The organism is Dactylosporangium sp. CS-033363, from assembly GCF_050942475.1.
Taxonomy (GTDB): Bacteria; Actinomycetota; Actinomycetes; order Mycobacteriales; family Micromonosporaceae; genus Dactylosporangium.
This window is the reverse complement of record NZ_CP192032.1, coordinates 10,354,707-10,381,268: the sequence shown is the minus strand read 5'-3', so window position 1 is coordinate 10,381,268 and position 26,562 is coordinate 10,354,707. Positions and strand designations below refer to the sequence as shown.

Genomic DNA, 26,562 nt, shown 5'->3' with positions numbered 1-26,562 from the left:
CAACGAACTGGAGGAACCAGAAGTGCTCATCTCCCAGCGGCCCAGCCTCGCCGAAGAGTCGATCAGCGAGGTCCGGTCCAAGTTCACCATCGAGCCCCTCGAGCCGGGCTTCGGGTACACCCTCGGCAACTCGCTGCGGCGCACCCTGCTCAGCTCGATCCCCGGCGCGGCGGTGACGAGCATCAAGATCGACGGCGTGCTGCACGAGTTCACCACGATCCCCGGTGTCAAGGAGGACGTGGTCGAGCTCGTCATGAACATCAAGGAGCTGTGCGTCAGCTCCGAGCTCGACGAGCCGGTCTCGATGTACCTGCGCAAGCAGGGCCCCGGCGACGTCACCGCGGGCGACATCCAGCCCCCGGCCGGCGTCTCCGTGCACAACCCCGACCTCAAGCTGGCCACGCTCAACGGCAAGGGCCGCCTCGACATGGAGCTCACGGTCGAGCGGGGCCGCGGTTACGTCACCGCGAACCAGAACAAGCAGCAGGGCCAGGAGATCGGGCGCATCCCGGTCGACTCGATCTACTCGCCGGTGCTCAAGGTGACGTACCGCGTCGAGGCGACCCGTGTCGAGCAGCGCACCGACTTCGACCGGCTCATCATCGACGTCGAGACCAAGGCGTCGCTGACCCCGCGCACCGCGCTGGCCTCGGCCGGCTCGACGCTGGTGGAGCTGTTCGGCCTGGCGCGCGAGCTGGACGAGACCGCCGAGGGCATCGACATCGGCCCGTCGCCGCAGGACGCGCAGCTCGCGGCCGACCTGGCGCTGCCGATCGAGGAGCTGGACCTGACCGTCCGCTCGTACAACTGCCTCAAGCGCGAGGGCATCAACTCCGTGGGCGAATTGATAAGCCGTACGGAAGCAGACCTCCTCGATATAAGGAATTTCGGTCAGAAGTCGATCGACGAGGTCAAGATGAAGCTCGCCGGGATGGGCCTGGGTCTGAAGGACTCCGCCCCGACGTTCGACCCGGCCCACGTCGTGGACTCCTTCGCCGAGGTGGACTACGACGCCGACGACTACCGCGAGACCGAGCAGCTGTAACCGCTGCTGTACTAGAGGAGTCCCGAGAATGCCCACGCCCACCAGAGGTCCCCGCCTCGGCGGCAGCCCCGCGCACGAGCGGCTGATGCTGGCGAATCTCGCCACGTCGCTGTTCAAGCACGGTCGCATCACCACCACCGAGACGAAGGCCAAGCGGCTGCGCCCGCTCGCCGAGCAGCTCATCACCAAGGCCAAGCGCGGCGACCTGCACGCGCGCCGTCAAGCGCTCTCCGTGGTGCGGGACAAGGACGTGGTGTTCCAGCTGTTCGACCAGATCGCGCCGCGGTTCAGCAACCGTCCGGGTGGCTACACCCGGATCGTGAAGAAGGGCCCCCGCAAGGGCGACAACGCTCCGATGGCGATCATCGAGCTGGTCGAGGAGCTCGAGGTGGCCGCCGCTCCCAAGGCGCCGCGCAAGGCCGCCCGGAAGGCCGCCAAGGCCGACTCGATCGCGGTGCTCGCCGGCGACGACGAGGACGAGACCCCGGCCGCGGCGAAGTCCGCGGACGAGGGCGACGCCGAGGCGAAGGACGACGAGACCAAGGCCTGATCACCGGCCACGGTTCGACGGCCCGGCACCCTTCACGGGGTGCCGGGCCTTCCTTTTGGAGTACCGAATGAGCGTTCGCGTTCGCCTCGACGTCGCCTACGACGGGACGGACTTCTCGGGGTGGGCCGTGCAGCCGGGCCGCCGCACGGTCGCCGGCGAGCTTCAGGCCGTCCTGGAGCGGCTCTTCGGCACGGTCGAGGGGATGACCGTGGCCGGGCGCACCGACGCCGGGGTGCATGCGACGGGCCAGGTGTGCCACGTCGACGTGCCGTTGCCGCGCTGGGAGGCTTTTCAGACGTCCCTCGTACGCAAGTTGGCCGGGCTGCTGCCGCAGGACGTCCGCGTGCTCGCGGCGCGGGCGGTCCCCGCCGAGTTCGACGCGCGCTTCTCGGCGTTGGCGCGGCGGTACGAGTACCGGGTGACGGACGCCCCCTTCGGCGCCGAGCCCCTGCGCCGGCGGGACACCCTCGCCTGGCCGCGCCCGCTGGACCTGGCGCTGCTGAACGCGGCCGCGGCCGGGCTGGTGGGCGAGCACGACTTCGCGGCGTTCTGCCGGCGCAAGGAGCACGCCAGCACGATCCGCGCGGTGAGCCGGATGGACTGGCGGCGCGACCCGGACGGGACCGTGGTGGCGACCGTGGCCGCGGACGCGTTCTGCTGGTCGATGGTGCGCAGCCTGGTAGGGGCGCAGCTGGTCGCGGGGGACGGGCGGCGGGCCATCGAGTGGCCGGGGTCGCTGCTGACGCGCACCGCGCGGGCCGACGAGGTGGTCGTGGCGCCCGCGCACGGGCTGACCCTGGTCGAGGTGACCTACCCGGAGGATCCGGCGGCGCTGCTGGCCCGCTCGGAGCTCACCCGGCGGCGGCGGGACCTTTAGGCCGATAAGTCGGGTGCTGGCGCGCCGCGACTTATCGGAAATTTCAACATTTCAGCCAGATGTCCGGATCGATGATCAGCTCGGCTGCGTGTTCGGCAGCGACGCGGCCGGGGTCGCCTCGGGCTGGATGATCGAGCGGTTCTCGATGATCCCGTTGTCCAGGTACGTCTCGACGATGTCGTACGTGATCTGGTTCGGGTACGCGTCGCCCGGCGCGAAGTTGTTGCCGTCCACGCGGGCGATCACGCAGTACGTGATGAAGTGGCCCTTGTAGTTCCACCCCAGCTGCGTGGGGGCGCGGACGAGCGCGTCGGTCCCGGTGCCCGCGCCGACGCTCATGCCGGCGAACCGGCCCTTCTGCCCGTCGACGATCGGCTTGATCCCGTCGAACGTCTTGGCCGCCACCTGCTCGCTGCTGACGTTGAAGATGCCGGCCGTGATGAGGTACTCCTCGGTCGGCGACTTCATCGTCGCCCGCACGACCTCCGTGCAGCCCGCCCCGGCCAGCAGCGTCGCCAGCTCCTCGGTCGCGGCCACCTTGCAGTCCTTGTCGGCGCGGGTGGTCAGGATGACGTACGGCGGCTCGTTCGGCGCCGCGACGATGTTGTTGGTCGGGAACACCTCGGCCTCGGACAGCGGCTTGGGGTCCACGTCCCGGCTGCTGATGTCCCGCTTCTTCGGCGCCGACGTCTGGCTCGACTTGGCCGAGTCGGGCCCGTTCTTCTCGTCCTTGAGAATGAACCAGGTCCCCACGCCGCAGGCCCCGAGCACGACCACGACCGCGATCACGCTGAGCATGGCCACCCACCGGTGCGGCCGCGGCCCGCCGGGACGCACCGGATCGATCACCGCGCGCGGCCGATCCAGCCGATCGGGCGGCCCGCTGCGGCGCTTGGTCCCGCCAGAGGTGAATTCTCCGGTACCGCGCGGGCGCCGGCGAACCTCGGAAGGCTCGTCGTACGGCATGTCGTCATCCAGCGCGCGGCGCTGCTGCGGGGGCTCGTCGTACCGGCCCCGCATGGCCTCTTTCCGGCGCCGCACGCCGGTGTCCTCGCGCCGCGCGGTGTCGGGCGCGGCGGCGGACTCGAAGCTCGCGCGGGAGCGGCGGCCGGTGTCCTCGAAGCCGCGCTCGTCGTCGTCGTACGCCGGGCGGCCCCGTCGCCCGCCGCGCGGGTCCTCGCCGGGGCGGAACATGGTGGTCTCGCCGGCGTAGGGCGCGCCGCTGCGGGGGCCGTCGTCGTCGTACCCGCGGCCACGCCCACCACGGGCACCGTCGTCCTCGAAGCCGCGTCCGCCGTCGAGTCCGCGGCCGCGGGTGCCGCTGCGGGTGTCGTCGTCGAGTCCGCGTCCGCCGCGGGTGCCGTTGCGGGGGCTGTCGTCGTCGAGGCCGCTGGGCGGGGCGCCGTAGACGCCGTTGGCGCGGGTGCCGTTGGCGCCGCGTTGACGCCGCACGCCGGTGTCCTCGCCGGGGCGGAACATGGTCGTCTCGCCGGCGTAGAGGCCGCTCTCGCTTGTGCCGTTGCGGCGCGTGTCGGGGTCGTCGGCGGCGCCGCGGGTGCCGTTGGCGCCGCGCTGGCGCCGTACGCCGGTGTCGTCGCCGGGGCGGAACATGGTGGTCTCGCCGGCGTAGAGGCCGCTCTCGCCGGTGCCGTTGCGGCCCGCGTCGGGGTCGTCCGCGGCGGCGCGGCGGCGACCGCCGGCCACGTCACCGGTGCGCGGGTCGTCGGCGGCGCGGCGGCGTCCACCACCGGCGACGTCGCCGGTGCGGTCCGCGCCGAAGCCGCCCGTGCGGTCCGTGCTCAGGCCACCCGTGCGGTCTGCGCTGAGGCCGCCGGTGCGGTCGGCCGTTCGGTCGGCGCCGAAACCACCGGTGCGATCACCGGTGCGGTCCGCGGTGAGGCCGCCGGTGCGGTCGGTCGTGAAGCCGCCCATGCGGTCGCCGGTGCGGGTGACCGCGTCGCCGGTTCGGGAGCCGCGGGTGCCGGCTTCGCCGGTGCGGGTGCCGAGGTCGCCGGTTCGGGAGGCGCCGCGGCCGAGGTCGCCGGTGCGCGGGTTGGCCTCGCCGGTGCGGGAGCCCGGGTCGCCCGCGAAGGCGGCGGGCTGCTCGGCGGCCGCGCGGCGGGCTCGGCGGGCGGCGCCGCTCGTCGGGGAGGAGTCGGGCCGCATGTTGGGGAAGATCGGGACCAACGGCGGCGGGTCGGCGGTGGTCGGCGGGGCCGCGGCCAGCTCGGCGAGCGGCTTGATGATCGGGGTGAGCTCCGGACCGTGGTCGTACGAGTCGCCGTCCCGCTCCCGGGCGCGCCGGCGGCCCCGCGAGTCGTCGGCGCTGGTGCCGCCCGCCGTGCCGCGTGTCGCTGCGCCCGTGCCGCCGTAGGTGCCGTCGGCGCCCGTGCCGCCGTAGGTGCCGTCGGCGCCCGTGCTGCCGTAGGTGCCGTTGGCGCCGGCCGCGCCGCGTGAGGCGGAGGTGGCGCTGCCGTACGAGCCGGTCGCGGGGGCGTCGCCGTAGCCGCCGGATGCGCCGCGGGAGCCGATGCCCGTCGACGCCGCGCCGGTGCCGTAGCCGCCGCTGTCCGGCGCGCCGTACGTGGTCGAGGTGGGGAGCTGCTGGTCGAGCGGGGGGCGGGCGGGGGGCGCCGTGCGGCCGTACACGCCGCTGGGGGAGTCGTCGTCCTGGGCCCGGCGGCGGCCGGGGGTGGCGTCCGGGGTCGACCAGCCGTCGACGTTGGCCGGGCGGGACGGCGGCGGGGCCGGGGGCAGGGAGCCCGGGCCGAACACGCCGCTGGGGGAGTCCTCGCGGGAACGGCGGCCCCGGGTTTCACCCGTGCGGGGTTCGCCCGTCCGGGGGGCATCGCCGCCGCGTGCCGGGCGCTTGATGGCCGTGGTGCGGTCGAAGGAGGCCGCGCGCTCGCTGGTGCCCGAGCGCTCCATCCGCGAGGGGCCGTCGAAGGCCCGCTCGCTCGTGCTCGAACGCTCCATCCGTGAGGGGCCGTCGAAGGCCCGCTCGCTCGTGCCTGAACGCTCCATCCGTGAGGGGCCGTCGAAAGCGCGCTCCGAGGCCCCTGAGCGCTCCATGCGGCCAGGACCGTCGAAAGAGCGGCCTGCGCCGTCGGGCGAACGTCCAGGGCCGTCAGAAGTGCGTCCAGGGCCGTCAGAAGAACGCCCAGGGCCGTCGAACGAGCGTCCAGGGCCGTCGGAAGGGCGGCCGCGGCCGTCGGGGGTGCGGCCTTCGAACGAGTCGAAGGGCGGCGCGTCGTACGGGTCCGGGGGTGGCGCTGAGAAGGGATCGGGCTCGCCCCGGCCGCTGCCGCGGAGGCCGGCCAGCCAGTTGTCGGCTTCGTCCGCCTCGTCCCGGCGGAACGAGTCGGATCGCCGCTTCCGGCGCTGCTCGTCCCGAGAAGTCATGTCGCACAGGGTAGCCGACGCCGCCGGGCGGTGGCTTGTCGGCGATGTTTCGCACAATCCGATCGGGTGGCCGTCCAAACGACCCGTCACCTGCGTATGGACGCAGCGTTGCCCGGCCGTGCCAACCTGGCCGGACATCGATGCACCCGGTCCCGCCGAACACTCCTGGTCAGGGCGCCGACACCCAGCGACCCCGGCGAACAAGAGCAGCAACGGGCGGGTTGCGCAGCGTGACCGGGTGGGCACGGGCCGGCCGAAGATCGGGCGTGCGGGACAATCGTGTCGAGCGCGATCGGAGGCGGAAATCTTGGCAGGCGAGCACTACTTCTCGGCCGACCCGGCGGTCGAGCACGAGCGGCACGAGGTCGTCTTCGAGGCGCTCGGCCGCGAGTTCCGGCTCGCCTCGGCATCCGGGGTGTTCTCGTGGAGCCGGCTCGACCCCGGGACCGCGACGCTGCTCGCCGAGGCCCCGCTCCCCGACGCCGGGACCGAGGGGGCACTGCTCGACCTGGGCTGCGGGTACGGGCCGATCGCCACCGTGCTGGCCACCGCCGCGCCCGGGGCCACCGTGTACGCCGTCGACGTCAACCAGCGCGCGCTCGAGCTCACGCGCGAGAACACCGCCGGCCGGAACGTCATCGCCGCGGCACCGGACGAGGTGGCGGAAACTGTCGGCTTCGCGCAGATCTGGTCCAACCCGCCGATCCGGATCGGCAAGCCGGAGCTGCACGCGCTGCTGCTGCGGTGGCTGCCCCGGCTCGCGCCCGCGGGGGTCGCGTGGCTGGTCGTGGCCAAGAATCTCGGCGGGGACTCGCTGCAGCGGTGGCTCGAGGAGCAGGGTTTCGCGGCCGAGCGGCACGCCAGTCGCAAAGGGTTCCGGGTGTTGCGGGTCGAAAAACCTCTTTCGTGAGGTACCGCTGCCGCCTGAAGCTTTGATGCGTGGGATATGTGGACGTCGCAGGGGTCGGGCACACGCTGCCGGACGGTCGTGAGCTCTTCTCCGAGGTCTCGTTCCGGGTCGGCGAGGGCGCGAAGGTGGCGCTGGTCGGGCCGAACGGGGCCGGCAAGACGACCCTGCTGAAGATGGTGGCCGGCGACCTGCCGGTGCACGAGGGCGCGGTCGCGCGCTCCGGTGGGCTCGGCGTGATGCGGCAGTTCATCGGCATGATCGGGGACGACCGGACGCTCGGCGACCTGGCCCTCGACCTGGCCCCGCCGCGCCTGGCCGAGGTCGGGCGGCGGCTGCACGCGGCCGAGATCGCCATGCACGCCAAGGGCGACGAGAAGGCGCAGCTCAAGTACGCCAACGCGCTGGCCGCGTGGGGCGAGGCGGGCGGGTACGACGCGGAGGTCCTCTTCGACACCGCCAGCGTCGCCGCGCTCGGGCTGCCGTGGGACGAGACCCGGGAGCGGCCGGTGCGCACGCTCTCCGGCGGGCAGCAGAAACGCTTCGCGCTGGAGCTGCTCCTGCGCGGGGAGGACGAGGTGCTGCTGCTGGACGAGCCGGACAACTTCCTCGACGTGCCCGGGAAGCGCTGGCTCGAGGAGCGGCTGCGCGAGTCCGCGAAGAGCGTCCTCTACGTCTCGCACGACCGGGAGCTGCTGGCCCAGTCGGCCGACCGGGTCGTCGCGGTCGAGGGCGGCTCGGCGTGGGTGCACCCCGGCGGGTTCGCGTCCTGGCACGAGGCCCGCAGCGCGCGGCACGAGCGGCTGGACGAGCTGCGCCGGCGCTGGGACGAGGAGCACGAAAAGCTCAAGGCCCTGGTCCTGATGTACCGCACGAAGGCCGCCTACAACGACGGTCTCGCCTCGCGGTACCAGGCCGCCCAGACCCGTCTGCGCAAGTTCGAGGAGGCCGGCCCCCCGCCGGAGCCGCCGAAGGACCAGAACATCCGGATGCGACTCTCCGGCGGCCGCACGGCCAAGCGCGCCGTCATGTGCGAGCAGCTGGAGCTCGACGGGCTGACGTACCCCTTCGACCTGGAGCTCTGGTACGGCGACCGGGTGGCCGTCCTCGGCGGCAACGGCACCGGCAAGTCGCACTTCCTGCGGCTGCTGGCCCGCGGCGGGTCGGACCCGGACGGCCCGCAGATCAACGCGGAGCTCAGCCCGGTGGCCCACGGCGGCCGGGTACGCCTCGGCGCGCGGGTCCGGCCCGGCCACTTCTCGCAGACCCACGACCGGCCGGAGCTGCTGGACAAGACCCTCGCCGAGATCCTCTGGCGGGGCGACGACTGGCGCACCGGGCTGCCGCGGCCGCAGGCGATGCCGGCCCTCGGGCGGTACGAGCTGGCGGGCCAGGCCGACCAGCGCTTCGGTACCCTCTCCGGCGGCCAGCAGGCCCGGTTCCTGGTCCTGCTGCTGGAGCTGTCCGGGGCGACCCTGCTGCTGCTCGACGAGCCGACCGACAACCTGGACCTGGCCAGCGCGGAGGCGCTCGAGGCGGGCCTGGCCGCCTTCGACGGCACGGTGATCGCGGTGACCCACGACCGCTGGTTCAGCCGCTCCTTCGACCGCTACGTCCTCTTCCGCGCCGACGGCGAGGTCGTCGAGGTCCCCGAGCCCGTCTGGGAGGGCCGCGGCTAGGAACGGACTGCTTGTGCGGGCGGCGGGTCACCCTCCGTGGTGACCTATCGCCAATGGAGCCGACTGTTGTACTCACGATCGGGGCGTCCGACTCCTCCGGCGGGTCGGGCCTGCAGGCCGACCTGCGGACCCTCGCCGCCCTGCGGATGCACGGCGCCTCGGTGGTGACCGCGGTGCTCTCCCGCAACACCCGGGACACCGCCGACCTGTTCCCGCAGCCGACCAACGTGGTCACCGCGCAGCTCACCAGCGTGCTGGAGGACCTGCCGGTGGCCGCGGTGAAGACGGGCATCCTGCCGACCCCGGAGACGGCGGTGGCGATCGCCGCCCGCGCCCGCACGGGGGCGCTGCCCAACCTGGTGGTCGATCCGGTGCTCACGGCGGCGGAGGGCTCGCGGCGCGGCCTCATCGCGGCGTACGAGCGGCTGCTGCCCCACACCACGGTCCTCACCCCGAACCGCGAGGAGGCGTCGGCCCTGCTCGGCTGGCAGGTCGCGACCCCGCGGGACATGGCCACCGCGGCCTCGCAGCTCGCCGCCCGCGGCCCGCGCTGCGTCGTGATCACCGGCGGCGACTTCGCGGCCGGCGGCGACGCGATCGACGTGGTCTGGCTGGAGGGCGAGGCGCGCGTGCTGCACAGCCCCCGCATCGCCAGCCGCAACACCGACGGCAGCGGGGCGACCTTCGCCACCGCGGTGGCCGCGCGGCTGGCCTCGGGCGACGAGGCCGACGCCGCGGTGGCCTGGGCCAAGGGCTTCGTCGGCCGCGCGATCGGCGACGCCTCGGAGTGGCGCATCGGCGGCGGCACCGGCCCGATCGATCAATTCGGGTGGTCCGCCCTCACCCTCCGCTGACGCGGGGGTCGTGGTGGATGATGCAGACCATGGACGAGAAGACGCTGATCCACCAGATCTCCACCCTGGTCGACGAGGAGCACAAGCTCCGCACCCAGCTGCAGGCCGGCAAGATCACCGAGCAGGACGAGCACGACCGCCTGCGCGCCGTCGAGGAGCAGCTCGACCAGCTCTGGGACCTCATGCGCCGGCGCCGCGCCGCCAAGCTGCAGGGCGTCTCCCCCGACGAGGTGGAGGCCCACTCCGTCGACGAGGTCGAGCACTACCTGCAGTAGTCAGTCCACCCGGAGGCGGTACCCCCGCTTCACCACGGTCTGGACGAAGGACGAGCCGCCCAGGGCCGCCCGCAGCCGGGCCACCGCCATCTCCACCGCGTGCTCGTCGGCGCCGCGCGGCAGCTCCCGCAGCAGCGCGGCCCTGGACAGCACGCGGCCCGGGGAGGCGGCCAGCGCGCGCAGGACCGCCATCGGGCCCGGGGCGAGCGGCTTGAGGGTGCCGTCGATGATCGCGGCGTGCCCGCGCAGGGTCACCGCCGCGCCCGCGACCTGCAGGGTGGGCGAGCGCTTGGGCAGCTCGTCCACCAGGATGCGCACCAGCGCGCCCAGGCGGGCCCGGGACGGCGCCGCGACCGGCACGCCCAGGCGCTGCAGCGGCGCCGCGGTCACCGGGCCCACGCAGGCCGCCAGCACGTCGGTCCGCAGCGCCTCCAGCACGTCCGGGGCCTCCGGGCCGGCCACCCGCAGCAGCGAGCTGACCGCCGGGGCCGACGTGAAGGTGACCGAGTCGACCAGGCGCGAGCAGATCAGGTCGACGAGGCGGCGCAGCGGGGCGGCGTCAACCGGGGGCGCCCAGCGGTACACCGGAATCTCCACGACGATCGCGCCCGCGTCCCGCAGCGCCGTGGTGAACTCCGGGTGCGGCTCGCCGTGCAGCTGCAGGGCGATGCGCCGGCCCCGGATCCCGCCCCGGTAGCCGCCCGAGATCAGGTAGTCGAGGACCTCGTCGCAGCTCTCGGTCTCCGGGGACCAGTTCTCCAGCATCCCGGCGGCGCGGACGGCGCCCTTGGCCTTGGGGCCGCGGGCGATCAGGTACGCCTCGCCGAGCCGCGTGCGCAGCGCCTCGCCCAGGCCCCAGCCCTCCGCCGCCTCGATCCAGCCGCGCAGCCCGATGCCGGTCGTGGCGATCACGATGTCCGGGGCGATGTCGACGCACGACACGGTCGCGGCCTTGAGCTCGGTGTCGTCGGCCACCGGCACGATCCGCAGCGCCGGGGCGAGCACCACCCGGGCCCCGCGCCGCTCCAGCAGGGCGCTGAGCTCGTCGCGGCGCCGGTCGGCGGTCACCGCCACGGTGAAGCCGGCCAGGGGCAGGTCCTCGGCCGACTCGAGACGCGACGCCAGCGTGCTCCCGGAGCTCACGCGATCTCCACCATGCCGTCGTTGACCCGCACGGAGTACACCGGAACCCTGATCCCGGGCTCGTCGAGGCACTCGCCGGTGGTGAGGTCGAAGGCCTGCTTGTGCATCGGCGAGGCCACCACCGGGCGGTCGCCGCGGCTGCCCACGATCCCCCGGGAGAGCACGGCCGCGCCGCTGATCGGGTCGACGTTGCCGATGGCGTAGAGGCCGCCGTCGAAGACGCGGAAGAGCGCCACCTGTTCGCCGCCGACGAGGGCGGCCACCCCACGGTCCGGCTCCAGCCGGAGGTACGGGCATACGGCGGTCCAGTTCACGGGCGCGCTCCTAGGACGACGGGGACGGGTTGTCCGCGTTCGGAAACGAAGGAGATCGTCGGGTCGGGGGTGCCGGGGGCGTTGACGAACGACACGAACCGCGCCAGCCGCTCCGGGTCCTCGACCGTCGCCCGCCACTCGTCCGCGTACGACGAGACGTGGCGGGCCATCATGGCGTCGAGCTCTTCGGCGATGCCGAGGGAGTCCTCGACGATCACCGCGCGCAGGTAGTCCAGGCCGCCCTCCAGCCCCTCGACCCAGGCCGAGGTGCGCTGCAGGCGGTCGGCGGTGCGGATGTAGAACATCAGGAACCGGTCGACCAGCCGGATCAGCTCCGCGGTCGACAGGTCCGCGGCGAGCAGGTCGGCGTGGCGGGGCCGGAAGCCGCCGTTCCCGCCGACGTAGAGGTTCCAGCCCTGGTCGGTGGCGATGACGCCGAAGTCCTTGCCCTTGGCCTCGGCGCACTCGCGGGCGCACCCGGACACGGCGGACTTGAGCTTGTGCGGGGCGCGCAGCCCGCGGTACCGCAGCTCCAGCTCGATGGCGAGCGCGACGGAGTCCTGCACGCCGTACCGGCACCAGGTCGAGCCGACGCAGGACTTCACCGTGCGCAGCGCCTTGCCGTAGGCGTGCCCGGACTCGAACCCGGCCGCGACCAGGCGGCCCCAGATCGCCGGCAGCTGCTCGACCCGGGCCCCCAGCAGGTCGATCCGCTGGCCGCCGGTGATCTTCGTGTACAGCCCGAAGTCCCGCGCCACCTCGCCGATCACGATCAGCTTCTCCGGCGTGATCTCGCCGCCCGGGATGCGCGGGACGACCGAGTAGGTGCCGTTGCGCTGGATGTTGGCCAGGAAGTGGTCGTTGGTGTCCTGCAGCGAGGCCTGCTCCCCGTCGAGCACATAGTCGTTGTGCAGCGAGGCGAGGATCGAGGCGACCGTCGGCTTGCACACGTCGCAGCCGCGCCCGCGGCCGTGGCCGGCGATCAGCTCCGAGAAGGTCCGGATCTCCCGGATGCGCACGATGTCGAAAAGTTCGGCGCGGCTGTACTCGAAGTGCTCGCACAGCGCCTTCGAGGCCACGACACCCTGCTGGGCGAGGATCTTCTTCAGCAGCGGCACGCAGGACCCGCAGCTGGTCCCGGCCCGGGTGCACTCCTTGAGCGCGGGGACGTCCGTGCAGCCGTCGGCGATCGCGGCCACCACCTGGCCCTGGGTCACCGCGTTGCAGCTGCACACCTGGGCCGCGGCGGGCAGCGCGACGTCGGCCTGGGCGGCGTCCCCGGCCAGCAGGGCGAGCGGGTGGCCGGGCAGCGGGCCGCCGACGCTGGCCCGCAGCGTGGGGTACGCGCCCGCGTCCCCGACCAGAATCCCGCCGAGCAGCGTCTGAGCGTCGTCGGAGAGCACCAGCTTGGCGTAGCGCCCGTTGGCCGGGTCCAGGTACACGACGTCGAGCAGGTCCTCGCGCAGGGCGTCGCCGAAGCTCGCGACGTCGACGCCGAGCAGCTTGAGCTTGGTCGACGTGTCCGCGCCGGGGAACTCGGCCGCGCCCCCGAGCAGCCGGTCGGCGACCACCTCGGCCATCGCGTACCCGGGCGCGACCAGCCCGTAGCAGCGCCCGCCGACCTCGGCGCACTCGCCGATCGCGTAGATCGCCGGGTCCTCGGTGCGGCAGCCGGCGTCGACGACCACCCCGCCGCGCGCCCCGACGGCGAGCCCGGCCGCCCGGGCCAGCTCGTCGCGGGGCCGGATGCCGGCCGCGACCACCACGATGTCGGCGGGCACGTGGGCGCCGTCGGAGAGGGTCAGCCCGAGCCGCCCGCTCGGCGCGGTCGCGCGGATCGCGGTCGTGCCGGCGCCCAGGTGCACGCGCACCCCGAGGTCCTCGACGTAGCGGCGCAGCACCGCCCCGCCGGCCGCGTCGACCTGCACCGGCATGAGCCGCGGGGCGAACTCGATCACGTGCGTGCGCAGCCCGAGCAGCCGCAGCGCGTTGGCCGCCTCCAGGCCCAGCAGGCCGCCGCCGATCACCGCCCCGACCTCACGCCCCCGCGCGTGTTCGCGGATCGCGTCGAGATCGTCGAGCGTGCGGTACACGAAGACGCCCTGTTGATCGACCCCGCTGATCGGCGGCACGAAGGCCGACGAGCCCGTCGCCAGGACCAGGGCGTCATAGGTGTACTCCCCGTGCGCCGTCACCACCCGCCGCGCACCCCGGTCGATGGCGAGGGCCGGCTCGCCGAGGCGGACGTCCACTCCGGCCGGCACGTCGTAGGTCAGGTCGGCGGCGGACACGCCGTCGAAGTACGCCGAGAGCCGCACCCGGTCGTAGGCCGAGCGGCCCTCCTCGGCCAGCACGGTGACCTGCCACCGGCGCTCCGGGTCGCGCGCCGCCAGCGCCTCGGCGAACCGGTGCCCGACCATGCCGTGGCCGACCACGACCACTTTCCTCGACGAATCTGACCCCGCGACCGCTTCGGACATGGCCAAAGGCTGCCGAAGGGCGGTTTCGCCGATAGGTCCCGAATGTTTCGCGCCTGCTAAGAGCGACTCACACGCAACTTGAGCAGGCCGTTACCGAGCTGTGCTCGAATCTCCGTGCCAGATCCCCCCACGGTAGATTGGCGACGGTCCACGGCGGGGTACACAACCATGGACCCCTATACAGCAGCGAGGAGGAAGCAGATGCGCACGACCGGCAAGGCCGCACTCGCGGCCGTTGCGGCGCTCAGCATCGGGCTCACCGGATGCAGTGGTGACAAGGCCAGCCCCGGCGCCGGGGCCTCGGCGGGCGCCTCCGGCGTTCCCGGCGCGGGCTCGACGGCCACCGCCTCGACGGGCGCCTCGGGCGACACCAACGGGACCACCGGCGGCGGGCAGGGATCCGTGGCGTCGTGCCTGGTCGGGACCTGGAAGGCGGACAACATCACCGGCAAGCTCTCCGGGCCGGTGGGCGGCAACTTCCAAGGTGGCGGCGGCACCCTGCTGACCATCGACTCCGGCGGCAAGACGCAGGTCGACTTCGGCCCGATGCAGCCGGTGACCTTCACGTTCTCCGTCTCGGGCAACGACGTGAAGGGCAGCTTCTCGTACGGCGGGAAGGTCAACGGCGCGATCAAGAGCCCGTCCGGCACCACCGGGACGCTCGAGCCGACCGGCTCCGTGGACTTCAGCACCCTCACGGTGACCGTGGACCTGACCGCGCCGGTCGCCCAGCGCGTGGCCGACAAGGTCTCGATCGCCGAGTTCGCGGGGAGCGGCACCACCAACACCGGCGGCGCCGTCGACTCGCAGCCGATCCTCAAGAAGAGCGCGTACGAGTGCGGCAGCGGCACCCTGAAGCTGTCCCCGCCCGCGGGCGCGGACGACACCGGCACGTGGACCTTCAAGAAGGCCTGATCGCTCGCTGAACCCCACGGCGGCGGGATCTCACAACCGGGATCCCGCCGCCGTGGGGTTTCCGTTTCGGGCTCGTCAACTTCGGTGCGACGGGCGGAAACGGGTCGTTCCTACATTCGCGGCCATGACTCTCGCCGTGGACAAGCCGCAGTCCCAGCCCGCGCCGCGGCGCGGTGGCCGGTGGATCGACGAATGGCGGCCCGAGGACCCCGCGTTCTGGGCCGCGACCGGGGCCAGGGTGGCCCGGCGCAACCTGGTCGTCTCGATCCTGTCCGAGCACATCGGCTTCTCGATCTGGAGCCTGTGGTCGGTCTTCGTGCTCTTCCTGGGCCCCCGCTACGGGCTCGACCCGGCCCAGAAGTTCCTGCTCACGAGCGCGCCCACGCTGGTCGGCGCGGTGCTGCGGCTGCCGTACACGTTCGCCGTGGCCACGTTCGGCGGGCGCAACTGGACGATCTTCAGCGCGCTGCTGCTCCTCGTCCCGACGGTCTACGCCGGGATCGTGCTGCAGCCGGGGGTCTCGTTCACCACGCTGCTCATCGCCGCCTCGGTGGCCGGGGTCGGCGGCGGCAACTTCGCCTCCTCGATGGCCAACATCAATGCCTTCTACCCGCAGCGGCTCAAGGGCTGGGCGCTGGGGATCAACGCCGGCGGCGGGAACATCGGGGTGGCCGCGGTCCAGCTGGTCGGGCTGCTCGTGCTGGCCACCGCCGGGGCCGCCCATCCGCGGCTGATCGTCCTGATCTATCTCCCGCTGATCGTGGTCGCGGCGCTGCTGGCCGCCGTCTACATGGACAACCTGACGCACGCCTCGAACGACAAGCGGGCCATGCGGGACGTGATCAAGGACGGGCACGCATGGATCATGTCGCTGCTGTACATCGGGACGTTCGGCTCGTTCATCGGCTTCGGCTTCGCCTTCGGGCAGGTGCTGCAGGTGCAGTTCAAGGCCGACTTCGACACCCCGGTCAAGGCGGCCTACCTGACCTTTCTGGGTCCGCTGCTCGGCTCGCTGGTCCGGCCGGTCGGCGGGTTGCTGGCCGACCGGTTCGGGGGCTCGCGGGTCACCTTCTGGAACTTCGTGGCCATGGCGCTCGGGGCGGGCACGGTGCTGCTCGCCTCCCGTGGGCATTCGCTGCCGCTGTTCGTGGCCGGGTTCGTGTTCCTGTTCCTCTGCAGCGGGCTCGGGAACGGATCGACGTACAAGATGATCCCGGCGATCTTCAAGGCCAGGCATCCGGACGACGAGCGCGAGGCCCGGCGGCTGGCGACCGCGCTCATCGGCGTCGCCGGGGCGGTCGGGGCGGCCGGCGGCGTGCTCGTGAACCTGGCGTTCCGGCAGTCCTTCCTGACGTACAAGTCCGGTGATGGGGCCTATGTCGCCTTCATCGCCTTCTACGCCCTGTGTGTCCTCGTCACGTGGGCGGTCTACCTCCGGCGCTCGCCGCGGCGGCTCCCGGAAGTCTGACCCGATTTTGTTCCGCTGGGGACGCCGAGTATCGTGGATTGCTGTTGTGCGATGACAAGGCGTTCCCACCGTTCGGGTACGCTGGATGACCGTGCGCTCTGTGTGCCGTCATCGAGACGCACCCCAGACCGACGACGTGGAAGCAAGGTAGACCTGTGGGTACGTACAGCCCGAAGCCGGGTGAGATCGAGCGCGTGTGGCATGTCATCGACGCCACCGACGTGGTGCTCGGCCGCCTGGCCACGCACGCTGCGACGCTGCTGCGCGGCAAGCACAAGCCGACGTTCGCCCCGCACGTGGACACCGGCGACTTCGTCATCGTGATCAACGCCGGCAAGGTGGCGCTGACCGGCAACAAGCGCCAGACGAAGGTGGCCTACCGCCACTCGGGCTACCCGGGTGGTCTCAAGCGGGTCGGCTACGAGGAGCTGCTCACCAAGAACCCGGAGCGGGCGATCGAGCTGGCCGTCAAGGGCATGCTCCCGCACAACCGGCTGGGTGCGCGCCAGATCCACAAGCTGAAGGTGTACGCGGGCGCCGAGCACCCGCACGCCGCGCAGCTGCCCCAGCCGTTCGAGATCAAGCAGATCGCGCAGTGAGCGCGGACGAAGGACTGAGCGTGACCGACGAGACCACCGCCGACCAGACGCCGGCCGCCGAGGCCGTCGAGACCGTCGAGACCCCTGCCGCCGCCGCTGAGGCTCCGGAGGCCGCTGAGGCTCCCGCTGCCGCTGAGGCCCCCGCCGCTGCCGAGGCTCCGGCCGCTGCTGAGGCCCCCGCCGCCGCGGCTCCGGCCGCCCCGGCCGCGACCGCGGCTCCGGCCGCGACCGCGACCAGCACGACGCCGACCCGCGCCCGCCGCGCCGGCCAGCCGATCCAGACCGTCGGCCGCCGCAAGGAGGCCATCGTCCGGGTCCGCCTGGTCCCCGGCACCGGCAAGTTCCTGCTGAACGGCCGCGAGCTGGAGAACTACTTCCCGAGCAAGGTGCACCAGCAGTCGGTGAAAGAGCCGCTGGTGATCGTGGAGAAGGCGGAGCAGTTCGACGTCTTCGCCAACCTGCGTGGCGGCGGCACCACCGGCCAGGCCGGCGGCCTGCGTCTGGCGATCGCCCGGGCCCTGATCGAGAACGACCCGGACGACCGCCCCGCGCTCAAGAAGGCCGGCTTCCTGACCCGGGACGCCCGTGCGACCGAGCGCAAGAAGTACGGTCTGAAGAAGGCCCGTAAGGCGCCTCAGTACTCGAAGCGCTAACGAAGCACGTCGGCCGGGTGCCACCCTGGAGGTGGGCGCCCGGCCGTTTCGTGTTGTTCGGGCGGTAGGGGCCGGGCGAAGCGCGCGCGGTGGGTTCGACCTTGGGAGGTTTCGCGATGGGGCGACTCTTCGGCACCGACGGAGTCCGGGGGCGGGCCAACGCCGACCTGACTCCCGAGCTGGCCATGGCGGTCGCCATCGCGGCGGCCCAGGCCCTGTTCGAGCACGACCACTCCCACGCCCCGGTCGCGGTGGTCGGGCGCGACCCCCGCGCGAGCGGGGAGATGCTGGAGGCGGCCGTCGTGGCCGGCCTGACCAGCGCGGGCGCCAACGTGGTGCGCGTCGGGGTGCTGCCGACGCCGGCCGTGGCCTACCTGACCGGCGTGCTCGAGGCCGACATCGGCGTGATGCTCTCGGCGTCGCACAACCCGATGCCGGACAACGGGATCAAGCTCTTCGCGGCCGGCGGGCACAAGCTGCCCGACGAGGTCGAGAACGAGATCGAGCGGCTCATGGACGACGGCACCCACCGCCGCCCGACCGGGGCCGGCGTGGGCCGGGTCACCGACTACGCCGACGGCGAGGACCGCTACGTCCAGCACCTGCTGACCTCGCTGCCCAGCCCGCTGGCCGAGCTCACCGTGGTCGTGGACTGCGCGAACGGGGCCGCCTCGTCCGCCGCGCCCGAGGCCTACCGCCGCGCGGGTGCCTCCGTCATCGCCATCAACGCGGACCCCGACGGCCTCAACATCAACGAGGACTGCGGCTCCAACCACATCGACCAGCTGCGCGCGGCCGTCGTCGAGCACGGCGCCGACCTGGGCATCGCGCACGACGGCGACGCCGACCGGTGCATCGCGGTGGCCGCGGACGGCACCGAGATCGACGGCGACCAGATCATGGCGATCCTGGCCCTGTCCATGCGCGAGGCCGGCCTGCTGACCGACGACACCCTGGTCGCGACCGTGATGAGCAACCTCGGCCTGAAGCTCGCGATGGCCGAGGCCGGCATCCGGCTGCTGGAGACCAAGGTCGGCGACCGGTACGTGCTGGAGGAGCTGCGCGCCAAGGGCCTCGCGCTCGGCGGCGAGCAGAGCGGGCACATCGTGATGCCGGCGTTCGCCACCACCGGGGACGGCGTGCTCACCGCCCTGCACCTCATGGGCCGCATGGAGCGCTCGGGCAAGAGCCTCAAGGAGCTCGGCGAGGTCGTCAAGCGGCTGCCGCAGGTCATGATCAACGTACCGGTGCTGGACCGCGCCGCGGCCGCCCGCTCGCCGCAGGTGCTCGACGCGGCCAAGCAGGTCGAGGGCGAGCTCGGGGGCACCGGCCGGGTGCTGCTGCGCCCCTCCGGCACCGAGCAGCTCGTCCGCGTCATGGTCGAGGCCGGCACGCAGGAGATCGCCAGGGCCGCGGCCGAGCGGATCGCTCACATCGTGCGGACGGTCAGCCCTACCCAGTAGTAACGTGCGCGCATGACTGATGCCCGCACAGTGATCGTCACCGGTGCGTCCCGCGGAATCGGCAAGGCCAGCGCCATGGCCTTCGCCGCCGAGGGCTGCAACGTGGTGCTGACCTCCCGCAAGATCGAGGCCCTGGACGAGGTCGCGGCCGAGATCACCGCGCAGTTCCCGGACGTCGGCGTGCTCACCCGCGCCGCCCACGCCGCCGAGCCGGAGCAGGCGGCGGTGGTGGTCGAGGCGGCCATGGAGCACTTCGGCGCGATCGACGTGCTGGTGAACAACGCCGGCACCAACCCGTACTTCGGCCCGCTCATGGACATCGACCCGGTCCGGGCCGAGAAGACCGTGCGGCTCAACCAGTTCGGCCCGGTGCTGTGGAGCCAGCTGGTCTGGAAGGCCTCGATGGCCCAGCGGGGCAGCGGCACCATCGTCAACGTGGCGTCGGTCGGCGGCGTGCTCACCGAGCCGGGGATCGGCTACTACAACGCCACCAAGGCCGCCGTCATCCACCTGACCCGGCAGATGGCCGCCGAGCTGGCCCCGGTCCGGGTCAACGCGGTGGCGCCCGGGATCGTGCGCACCCACCTGGCGCGCGGGCTGTGGGAGAGCAACGAGGACTACCTCAACGACAAGCTCCCGCTCGGCCGGATCGGCGAGCCGGACGACATCGCCGATGTCATCTCCTTCCTGGCCGGTCCTGCGTCACGCTGGATGACGGGCCAGACCCTGGTCGTGGACGGCGGCGCGCAGATCCGATCGTCACTTATCTAGGGTCAGCCGTTCGTGCGCATTTCCCGTGCGCGTATGCGACAGTTTCGCGCACGGGCTCTGCTCGAAATTCTGCTACGGTACGGGCATGTGCGGAATCGTGGGGTACGCCGGCGCCCGGCCGGCTCTGAACATCGTGCTGGACGGGCTGCGGCGGCTGGAGTACCGCGGCTACGACTCCGCCGGCGTGGCCATCGTGAACGGTGAGCTGCTCACCGCCAAGCGCGCCGGCAAGCTCGCCAACCTGGAGAAGGCCCTGGCCGACGAGCAGGGGCACGGCCTCGGCACCGGCACCACGGGCATCGGCCACACCCGCTGGGCCACCCACGGCGGCCCGACCGACCGCAACGCGCACCCGCACCGCTCGTTCGACGGCCGGGTCGCGGTGATCCACAACGGGATCATCGAGAACTTCGCCAAGCTGCGCGCCGAGCTGGAGAACGGCGGCATCGAGTTCGCCAGCGACACCGACTCCGAGTGCGCGGCCCACCTGCTCGCCCAGGCCCTCGTGGACGCCGAGGGCGACACCCCGGGCGCGCGGCTGGCCGAGGCCATGCGGTCCGTCTGCCGCCGGCTGGAGGGCGCGTTCACCCTGCTCGCCGTCGACGTGCGGGCCCCCGGCGTGGTGGTCGGCGCCCGGCGCAACTCCCCGCTCGTCGTGGGCCGCGGCCAGGACGAGAACTACCTGGCGAGCGACGTCTCCGCGTTCATCGAGCACACCCGCGAGGCGGTCGAGCTCGGCCAGGACCAGGTCGTGCTGATCAGCGGGTCCGAGATCGTGATCACCGACTTCCTCGGCAACCCGGCCGAGGGCAAGAACTTCCACATCGACTGGGACGCCTCCGCCGCCGAGAAGGGCGGCTACGAGTACTTCATGCTCAAGGAGATCGCCGAGCAGCCGCACGCGGTCGCCGAGACCCTCCTGGGCCGGCTCAACGAGCAGGGCGACCTCATGCTCGACGAGGTCCGCCTGACCGACCAGGACCTGCGCGACGTCGACAAGGTGTTCATCGTCGCCTGCGGCACGGCGTACCACGCGGGCATGGTCGCCAAGTACGCGATCGAGCACTGGACCCGCATCCCCTGCGAGGTCGAGCTGGCCAGCGAGTTCCGCTACCGCGACCCGGTGCTCGACCGCTCCACGCTGGTGGTGTCCATCTCCCAGTCCGGCGAGACCATGGACACCCTGATGGCGCTGCGGCACGCGAAGGAGCAGAAGGCCCGGGTACTCGCCGTCTGCAACACCAACGGCTCGACGATCCCGCGCGAGTCCGACGCCGTGCTCTACACCCACGCCGGGCCGGAGATCGCGGTCGCCTCCACCAAGGCGTTCCTCACCCAGCTCGTCGCCTGCTACCTCGTCGGGCTGCACCTGGCCCAGGTGCGCGGGGTGAAGTACGCGGACGAGGTCGGCGCGGTCGTCGCCCAGCTGCAGGAGATGCCGGCCAAGATCGAGCAGGTGCTGAACATGATGGCCCCGATCCGCGAGCTCGCCCGCGAGCTGGCCGAGGCCAAGAGCGTGCTGTTCATCGGCCGGCACGTGAGCTACCCGGTGGCCCTGGAGGGCGCGCTGAAGCTCAAGGAGCTGGCGTACATGCACGCCGAGGGCTTCGCCGCCGGTGAGCTCAAGCACGGCCCCATCGCGCTGATCGACGAGGGCACGCCGGTCATCTGCGTGGTCCCCTCGCCCCGCGGCCGCGGCGTGCTGCACGACAAGGTGGTCTCCAACATCCAGGAGGTCCGGGCCCGCGGCGCGCGCACGATCGTGATCGCGGAGGAGGGCGACGTGGCGGTGAAGCCGTACGCGGATCACCTCTTCTACGTCCCGGTCACCCCGACGCTGCTCGCCCCGCTGGTCACCACGGTCCCGCTGCAGGTCCTGGCCTGCGAGATCGCCTCGGCCCGGGGGCACGACGTGGATCAGCCGCGCAACTTGGCGAAGTCCGTCACCGTCGAATAGGGACGGTGTGGTTGGGTTGTTCCCGTGAGAGCAGCCTGGCGGGTCGCGCAGGTGCGCGCGGCCGAAGAGTCCGTGATGAAGCTCCTGCCCGACGGCGCGCTCATGCAGCGCGCCGCCTCGGGCCTGGCCCGGCGCTGCGCCGACACCCTTCCCCGGGTGTACGGCGCGCGCATTTTGCTCCTCGTCGGCCCGGGCAACAACGGCGGCGACGCGCTCCACGCGGGCGCTCGGCTGGCCCGCCGGGGCGCCCGGGTCGACGCGCTGCTGTTCGACCCGGACCGGGTGCACCGGGGCGGGGCCGAGGCGCTGTACCGGGCGGGCGGGCGGCTCGGCGAGCAGGCGCCGTCGTACCGAAACGTCGATCTTGTCGTGGACGGCATTCTCGGCATCGGCGGGCACGGCGGGCTGCGCGAGCCGGTCGCCTCCCGGGTCGCCGACGTGGCCGGAATCCTGGCCGGGGCGCCGGTGATCGCGGTCGACGTGCCGTCCGGGGTCGACGCCGACACCGGCGCGGTGACCGGCATGGCGATCCACGCCGACATCACCGTCACGTTCGGCGTCCTCAAGCCGGGGCTGCTGGTCGGGGCGGGGGCGGTACACGCGGGGCTGGTCGAGCTCGTCGACATCGGCCTGACCGGGCACCTCGACGGCGACCCGGCCCTCTACGTCCCCGACGCGGACGACATCGCCGCGTGGTGGCCGCGGGCGCAGGCCAACGACAACAAGTACTCCCGCGGGGTCGTGGGGCTGGCCACCGGCGGCGACAAGTACCCGGGGGCCGCGGTGCTCTCCACCGCCGGGGCGCTGGCGGGGCCGTCGGGGCTCGTGCGGTACGCGGGGGGCGCCGCCGACGCCGTGCGCTTCCACCACCCGACGGTCATCGCCACCGAGCGGGTGCCCGACGCCGGGCGCGTGCAGGCCTGGGTGTGCGGCAGCGGCCTGGGCACCGACGAGCGCTCCTACGGCGAGCTGCGCGCGGTCCTCGGCGCCCCGGTGCCGGCGATCCTCGACGCCGACGCCCTCACCCTGCTCGCCGACGCGCGGATGGCCGACTGGCTGCGCGAGCGGGACGCGCCGACCGTGGTCACCCCGCACGACGGGGAGTTCCAGCGGCTGTCCGGCGGGGCGCCGGGCGACGACCGGATCGCCGCGGCCGCGGGCCTGGCCGCGCGCATGGACGCGGTGGTCCTGCTCAAGGGCGACCGGACCATCGTGGCCACCCCTGACGGCCGGGTGTACGTCAACCCGACCGGCACCGCCGCGCTCGCCACCGGCGGCACCGGGGACGTGCTGGCCGGGCTGCTCGGATCCCTGCTCGCGGGCGGGCTGCAGGCCGAGCACGCCGCGGTCGCCGCCGCCTACGTCCACGGGCTGGCCGGCCGCCGGGCCGCCGAGCACGGGCCGGTCACCGCCGCCGATGTGGCCGCCCACCTGCGCGAAGCCGTCGGGAGCTTAACTCGCCGGTAACGACCGTTTAGGCTCTTGGTATGGGTACCGAGGTGGTGAAGGGCGGCAGTCGCAAGCGCACGGCCGGGATCATCGGGGCGATCGTCGGCCTCGCCGCGGCCGGGGTCGCCGCCGGGGTGGCCACCGAGCGGTACATCGTGCGCCGGTCCAAGAACGCCGACGACCCGTACACGGACGAGGACTTCGGGGTCTGGGACTTCGACGAGGAGCTGACCGTCACCACCGACGACGGGATCGACCTGCACGTCGAGGTGGTCGACGGCCCCGGGCCGACGCTCGTGTTCGTCCACGGGTTCTGCCTGGACATGGGCACGTTCCACTTCCAGCGCAAGCACTACGAGGGCAAGAACCGCATGGTCCTCTACGACCAGCCGGGGCACGGGCGGTCGGGGCGGTTGACGAAGGGGGAGTACACGATCGACTCCCTCGGCGCCGGCCTGCGCGCCGTGCTGGAGGCGACCTGCCCCGAGGGCCCGATCGTGCTGGTCGGGCACTCGATGGGCGGCATGACGATCATGGCCCTGGCCGAGCAGCTGCCCGAGCTGTTCCAGACCCGGGTCGAGGCCTGCATCCTGATCTCCACCTCGGCCGGCAAGCTCGACACCGTCACCTTCGGCTTCCCCGAGGTCGTGGCCCGGTTCCGCCGGCCGCTGCTGCCGCTGGTCGGGTTCGCCGGCCCGATCAGCTCGGCCGTGATCGACCGCGGCCGGCGCGCCTCGACCGACCTCGCCTGGCTGCTGACCCGCCGGTACGGGTTCGGCACCGCGCGCCCCAGCCCGGCCCTGGTCTCGTACGTCGAGAAGATGAACTCGACCACCTCGACCGAGGTCATCGCGCGGTACCTGCGCACCCTCTACACGCACTCCCGGCTGCTCGTGCTCGGCCCGCTGAAGTCGGTGCCCGTCCTGCTGGTCTGCGGCGACAAGGACGTGTTGACGCCGCTCGCCCACACGCAGGAGATAACCTCGGTGCTGCCCGAGGCGGAGCTCGACGTCATCGCCGACGGCGGCCACGTCGTGCTGCTCGAGCACGCCGGCGAGGTCAACGAGGCCATGGACGCGTTCCTATCGAAGGTGCTGCCGTGACGAAGATCCTGTCCACCGTCGACGAGACGCGGGACTTCGGCCGGGCGCTCGCCGCCGTGCTGCGCGCGGGCGACCTGGTCGTGCTCACCGGCCCGCTGGGCGCCGGCAAGACCGCCCTGGCCCAGGGCGTGGGCGCGGGGCTGAACGTGCGGGGGGACGTGACCTCGCCGACGTTCGTGATCGCCCGGGTGCATCAGCCGGACAGCGCGCGCGGGGGCGTGGTGCCGCTCGTGCACGTCGACGCGTACCGGCTGGGCAACGTGGCCGATCCGATCGGCGAGGTCGACGCGCTGGACCTCGACGCGACGCTGGAGGACTCGGTGACGCTGGTCGAGTGGGGGTCCGGGGTGGTGTCGCAGCTCAGCGACGAGCACCTGGAGATCCGGCTGGACCGCCGCGACGACGACTCCCGGGTCGTGGAGCTCATTCCCCGTGGCAGCGACTGGTCTGCGCGGACGTCGGCGTTGGTCCGATGAAGCTCGGCGCTGCGGTTTTGGTCCGATAAGTCGGGCGCTGGACTTCCGCTTTTGATCCGATAAGTCGGGCGCTGGCGCGCCGCGACTTATCGGAAATTTCGGTTATGCCCGGTTTCACGCGGGCTGCAAAACCTCCCACACGTCGACCCAGGCGCCGTCGTCGTCCGTGCCGCGGGCGAGCAGGTGGCGGCCCTCGTGGCAGAAGGCGGTGCTCACCCGGCGCGCCGGTGACAGGTCGGCCCGGAACACCTCGGCCTCCGTCTCCAGGTCGCGCACCGAGACCGTGCCGTCCAGCGCGGCCGCGCGCAGCCGGCCGTCCGGGCTCTCGGCCTCGCTCGCGAACGCGTCCGCGCGGCTGGTCTCGGTGTAGCCGGTGAACCGCTTGCCGAGGTCCTCGCCGACGATCCGGTCGAGGCGGGCCCCGGTCGCGAGGTCCCACACCGTGGCGACGTCCCGGCGGTACCGTCCGACGTGCGCGGCGCCCTCGCCGGTGGCGAGCAGGCGCCATTCGGATTCGTTGAGCAGTACCAAATCCGGCTTGTGAACGTCGGCAAAGCTGGCCATGACGCGGCCCGAGAGCACGTCCCAGACGGCGAAGCGGCCGTCGGCGTCCCAGGTGACCAGGGCCAGCTGCTGCCCCGGCCCCAGCGCGACCTGCGCGTGCCCGCCCCGCCCGCTGCGCCCCGGCCGCAGCTCGGTGACGAGGGCGCCGCTGGCGATCGCGCGCACCTTGACGTACTCGCCGTCGCCGGAGCACTCCACGAGCGTGCGGCGGTCCGGCATGAGCAGCCAGTCGCCGGCGACCCGCAGGTGGTGGCGCTTGGCCAGCTGGAAGCGCTCGACCCCGGCCGGCTCCAGGCGCGCGTGCGCGGCCACCGCCCCGGAGACGACCACGTCGCCCACCGCGACCCGCTGCTCGAGCAGGACGCCCTCGCCGCGGCCGGAGGACAGGTCGAACACCCGGTCGTCGGCCGTGCGGACCTGCGCCAGAAGGGCGTCGCGGCCGTACTGCTCACCCTCCCGCACCAGCCACCGCACCACCCGCCCGCGGCCGCCCGGGATCGTCCACGACAGCGGCTCGACGCGCCAGGTCGGCGGGTCGGCGGGCACCGCGCGCGACTGCCGCCCGCGCACCCACGCCGCGGCGCCGCGCAGCACGGACAGTTCGGGGTCGGCCGGGCGGGTGACCGGGCGCCCGAGCCCGTTGTGCAGGACCTGGCCGAGGCCCGGCAGGCGCGCCCCGCCGCCGACGAGCAGGACGGCGGTCACGTCGCCCGGGTGGATGCCCGCGCGCGCCACGACCGCCCGGCAGCTGGCGATCAACCAGCGCGCCGCCGGCTCGGTGACCTTGTCGAGGAGCCGGCGATCCATCCGGTACGGCGGAACGCCCTGCTCCACCTCGCCCGTCACCTCCGGGAGGTCGGCGAGCCGGTGCTTGAGCCGCCGCACGACGTCCAGGGCGTGCAGGCCGGCCCGCACGCCCGTGTCGCCGCCGGCCGTCAGCGCGGGCTCGACCCACTCCGCCAGCGCGGCCCGCAGGTCGGCGACGAGCAGCACGTCGAGGTCGCGGCCGTGCCCGGCGCTCTCCTGGCTCAGCGGTACCGGCTGCCCGTGCCGCACCTGCGCCAGCGTCGCGGTCCACGTCGCGCCGAGGTCGCACACCAGGACGTAGCCGCCCTCGGGCACCTCGAGCAAGGTCATCGGGTCGAGGACGGCGGCGCTCGCGTCGCTGACGAGCTCGGCGTCGGGGAAGCCGGCCAGCGCCGCGGCGGCGACCAGCGTTTCCCGCCTTGGATCATGCGTCCGGTACGTCACGGGCGCGCTCATCACCAGGCGTGCGATCGGGCCGTACAAGCGGCGGGCCTCTTGCACGATGGCGTCGAGGGCCGTGCCGAGCAGGTCGGCGCCGGTGACGAGCCGGTCGCCGAGCCAGATGGGGGCGTTGGCGTCGATGGCGCGGCGGACGCCGTCGACGTAGCGCTGCGGGTGCTCGTCGCGGGCGTGCTCGGCCTGGCTGCCGATGAGCAGCTGGTCGCGGCCGGTCAGGGTGGCGCCCCCGGGCCAGCGCAGCGCTCCGGTGACCGGCTCCTTGATCGGCTGGAGCTGGTCCGGCAGGACGACGGCGGCGGACAGGGCCCATGAGCCGACGTCCACGACCAGGATCGGTGGGTTCACGGCGGCT

At 73.0% G+C, this 26,562-nt stretch carries 21 protein-coding genes and 1 pseudogene; 17 read left to right on the top strand and 5 right to left on the bottom strand.

Annotation, left to right across the window (positions count from 1 at the left end; genetic code table 11):
- Positions 1-22 precede the first annotated feature (22 nt).
- From ACQPZ4_RS47855 to truA, 3 genes are all read left to right on the top strand, one after another.
- On the top strand, positions 23-1,045 hold the full coding sequence (locus tag ACQPZ4_RS47855) for a DNA-directed RNA polymerase subunit alpha (protein ID WP_350611890.1): 1,023 nt from the start codon (positions 23-25) through the stop codon (positions 1,043-1,045).
- A gap of 28 nt (positions 1,046-1,073) precedes the next feature.
- On the top strand, positions 1,074-1,595 hold the full coding sequence (gene rplQ, locus ACQPZ4_RS47850; protein ID WP_433052416.1) for a 50S ribosomal protein L17: 522 nt from the start codon (positions 1,074-1,076) through the stop codon (positions 1,593-1,595).
- Between the two features lie 67 nt (positions 1,596-1,662).
- Positions 1,663-2,472, top strand: coding sequence for a tRNA pseudouridine(38-40) synthase TruA (truA, locus tag ACQPZ4_RS47845; protein WP_433052413.1), 810 nt, complete (start codon positions 1,663-1,665; stop codon positions 2,470-2,472).
- Between the two features lie 75 nt (positions 2,473-2,547).
- On the opposite strand, the gene ACQPZ4_RS47840 is transcribed toward truA, so the two are convergent.
- On the bottom strand, positions 2,548-5,496 hold the full coding sequence (locus ACQPZ4_RS47840; protein WP_433052410.1) for a hypothetical protein: 2,949 nt from the start codon (positions 5,494-5,496) through the stop codon (positions 2,548-2,550).
- A 685-nt stretch (positions 5,497-6,181) separates the two neighbouring features.
- Here ACQPZ4_RS47840 and ACQPZ4_RS47835 point away from each other — a divergent pair.
- From ACQPZ4_RS47835 to ACQPZ4_RS47820, 4 genes are read left to right on the top strand one after another with little or no spacing between them, the layout of a single operon-like run.
- The gene (locus ACQPZ4_RS47835) at positions 6,182-6,784 is read left to right on the top strand and encodes a class I SAM-dependent methyltransferase (RefSeq protein ID WP_433052408.1); all 603 of its coding nucleotides are present in this window, start codon (positions 6,182-6,184) and stop codon (positions 6,782-6,784) included.
- 29 nt (positions 6,785-6,813) lie between these two features.
- On the top strand, positions 6,814-8,460 hold the full coding sequence (locus ACQPZ4_RS47830; protein WP_433052405.1) for an ABC-F family ATP-binding cassette domain-containing protein: 1,647 nt from the start codon (positions 6,814-6,816) through the stop codon (positions 8,458-8,460).
- 53 nt (positions 8,461-8,513) lie between these two features.
- Positions 8,514-9,314: a bifunctional hydroxymethylpyrimidine kinase/phosphomethylpyrimidine kinase gene (gene thiD, locus ACQPZ4_RS47825; protein WP_433052402.1), complete on the top strand. Its 801-nt coding sequence runs from the start codon at positions 8,514-8,516 to the stop codon at positions 9,312-9,314.
- 29 nt (positions 9,315-9,343) lie between these two features.
- The gene (locus tag ACQPZ4_RS47820) at positions 9,344-9,589 is read left to right on the top strand and encodes a DUF2630 family protein (RefSeq protein WP_433052400.1); all 246 of its coding nucleotides are present in this window, start codon (positions 9,344-9,346) and stop codon (positions 9,587-9,589) included.
- On the opposite strand, the gene ACQPZ4_RS47815 is transcribed toward ACQPZ4_RS47820, so the two are convergent.
- The 3 genes from ACQPZ4_RS47815 to nirB are packed head-to-tail and all read right to left on the bottom strand — an operon-like array spanning position 9,590 to position 13,526.
- Positions 9,590-10,732, bottom strand: a complete 1,143-nt coding sequence (locus tag ACQPZ4_RS47815; RefSeq protein ID WP_433052398.1) for a uroporphyrinogen-III synthase — start codon at positions 10,730-10,732, stop codon at positions 9,590-9,592.
- Positions 10,729-11,046, bottom strand: coding sequence for a nitrite reductase small subunit NirD (gene nirD, locus ACQPZ4_RS47810; protein ID WP_433052396.1), 318 nt, complete (start codon positions 11,044-11,046; stop codon positions 10,729-10,731). The genes ACQPZ4_RS47815 and nirD overlap by 4 nt, the downstream gene beginning before the upstream one ends.
- Complete coding sequence (gene nirB / locus ACQPZ4_RS47805) at positions 11,043-13,526, bottom strand: nitrite reductase large subunit NirB (RefSeq protein WP_433052393.1); 2,484 nt, start codon at positions 13,524-13,526, stop codon at positions 11,043-11,045. Before nirB ends, nirD begins: the two co-directional genes overlap by 4 nt.
- Positions 13,527-13,727: 201 nt before the next feature.
- On the opposite strand from nirB, the gene ACQPZ4_RS47800 reads away from it, so the two are divergent.
- The 10 genes and pseudogenes from ACQPZ4_RS47800 to tsaE all read left to right on the top strand — a co-directional run bounded on the left by ACQPZ4_RS47800 (position 13,728) and on the right by tsaE (position 24,380).
- The gene (locus tag ACQPZ4_RS47800) at positions 13,728-14,441 is read left to right on the top strand and encodes a hypothetical protein (protein WP_433052390.1); all 714 of its coding nucleotides are present in this window, start codon (positions 13,728-13,730) and stop codon (positions 14,439-14,441) included.
- Positions 14,442-14,565: 124 nt separating this feature from the next.
- Complete coding sequence (locus tag ACQPZ4_RS47795; RefSeq protein WP_433052387.1) at positions 14,566-15,909, top strand: nitrate/nitrite transporter; 1,344 nt, start codon at positions 14,566-14,568, stop codon at positions 15,907-15,909.
- 155 nt (positions 15,910-16,064) lie between these two features.
- The gene (gene rplM, locus ACQPZ4_RS47790) at positions 16,065-16,508 is read left to right on the top strand and encodes a 50S ribosomal protein L13 (RefSeq protein WP_246655830.1); all 444 of its coding nucleotides are present in this window, start codon (positions 16,065-16,067) and stop codon (positions 16,506-16,508) included.
- Between the two features lie 185 nt (positions 16,509-16,693).
- A pseudogene (gene rpsI, locus ACQPZ4_RS47785) lies at positions 16,694-17,161 on the top strand (30S ribosomal protein S9); the annotation flags it as partial.
- 116 nt (positions 17,162-17,277) lie between these two features.
- On the top strand, positions 17,278-18,624 hold the full coding sequence (gene glmM, locus ACQPZ4_RS47780) for a phosphoglucosamine mutase (RefSeq protein WP_433052384.1): 1,347 nt from the start codon (positions 17,278-17,280) through the stop codon (positions 18,622-18,624).
- Positions 18,625-18,636: 12 nt separating this feature from the next.
- Complete coding sequence (locus tag ACQPZ4_RS47775) at positions 18,637-19,395, top strand: SDR family oxidoreductase (RefSeq protein WP_433052382.1); 759 nt, start codon at positions 18,637-18,639, stop codon at positions 19,393-19,395.
- A gap of 85 nt (positions 19,396-19,480) precedes the next feature.
- On the top strand, positions 19,481-21,352 hold the full coding sequence (gene glmS / locus ACQPZ4_RS47770; RefSeq protein WP_433052379.1) for a glutamine--fructose-6-phosphate transaminase (isomerizing): 1,872 nt from the start codon (positions 19,481-19,483) through the stop codon (positions 21,350-21,352).
- A 24-nt stretch (positions 21,353-21,376) separates the two neighbouring features.
- Positions 21,377-22,819, top strand: a complete 1,443-nt coding sequence (locus ACQPZ4_RS47765; RefSeq protein WP_433052376.1) for an NAD(P)H-hydrate dehydratase — start codon at positions 21,377-21,379, stop codon at positions 22,817-22,819.
- Between the two features lie 20 nt (positions 22,820-22,839).
- Entirely contained in the window at positions 22,840-23,904 is a 1,065-nt protein-coding gene (locus ACQPZ4_RS47760; protein WP_433052373.1) for an alpha/beta fold hydrolase, read from the top strand.
- Complete coding sequence (gene tsaE, locus ACQPZ4_RS47755) at positions 23,901-24,380, top strand: tRNA (adenosine(37)-N6)-threonylcarbamoyltransferase complex ATPase subunit type 1 TsaE (RefSeq protein WP_433052370.1); 480 nt, start codon at positions 23,901-23,903, stop codon at positions 24,378-24,380. The genes ACQPZ4_RS47760 and tsaE overlap by 4 nt, the downstream gene beginning before the upstream one ends.
- A gap of 114 nt (positions 24,381-24,494) precedes the next feature.
- On the opposite strand, the gene ACQPZ4_RS47750 is transcribed toward tsaE, so the two are convergent.
- Positions 24,495-26,555 (bottom strand): Hsp70 family protein, encoded by a 2,061-nt coding sequence (locus tag ACQPZ4_RS47750; protein WP_433052367.1) that lies wholly within the window; start codon positions 26,553-26,555, stop codon positions 24,495-24,497.
- Positions 26,556-26,562 lie beyond the last annotated feature (7 nt).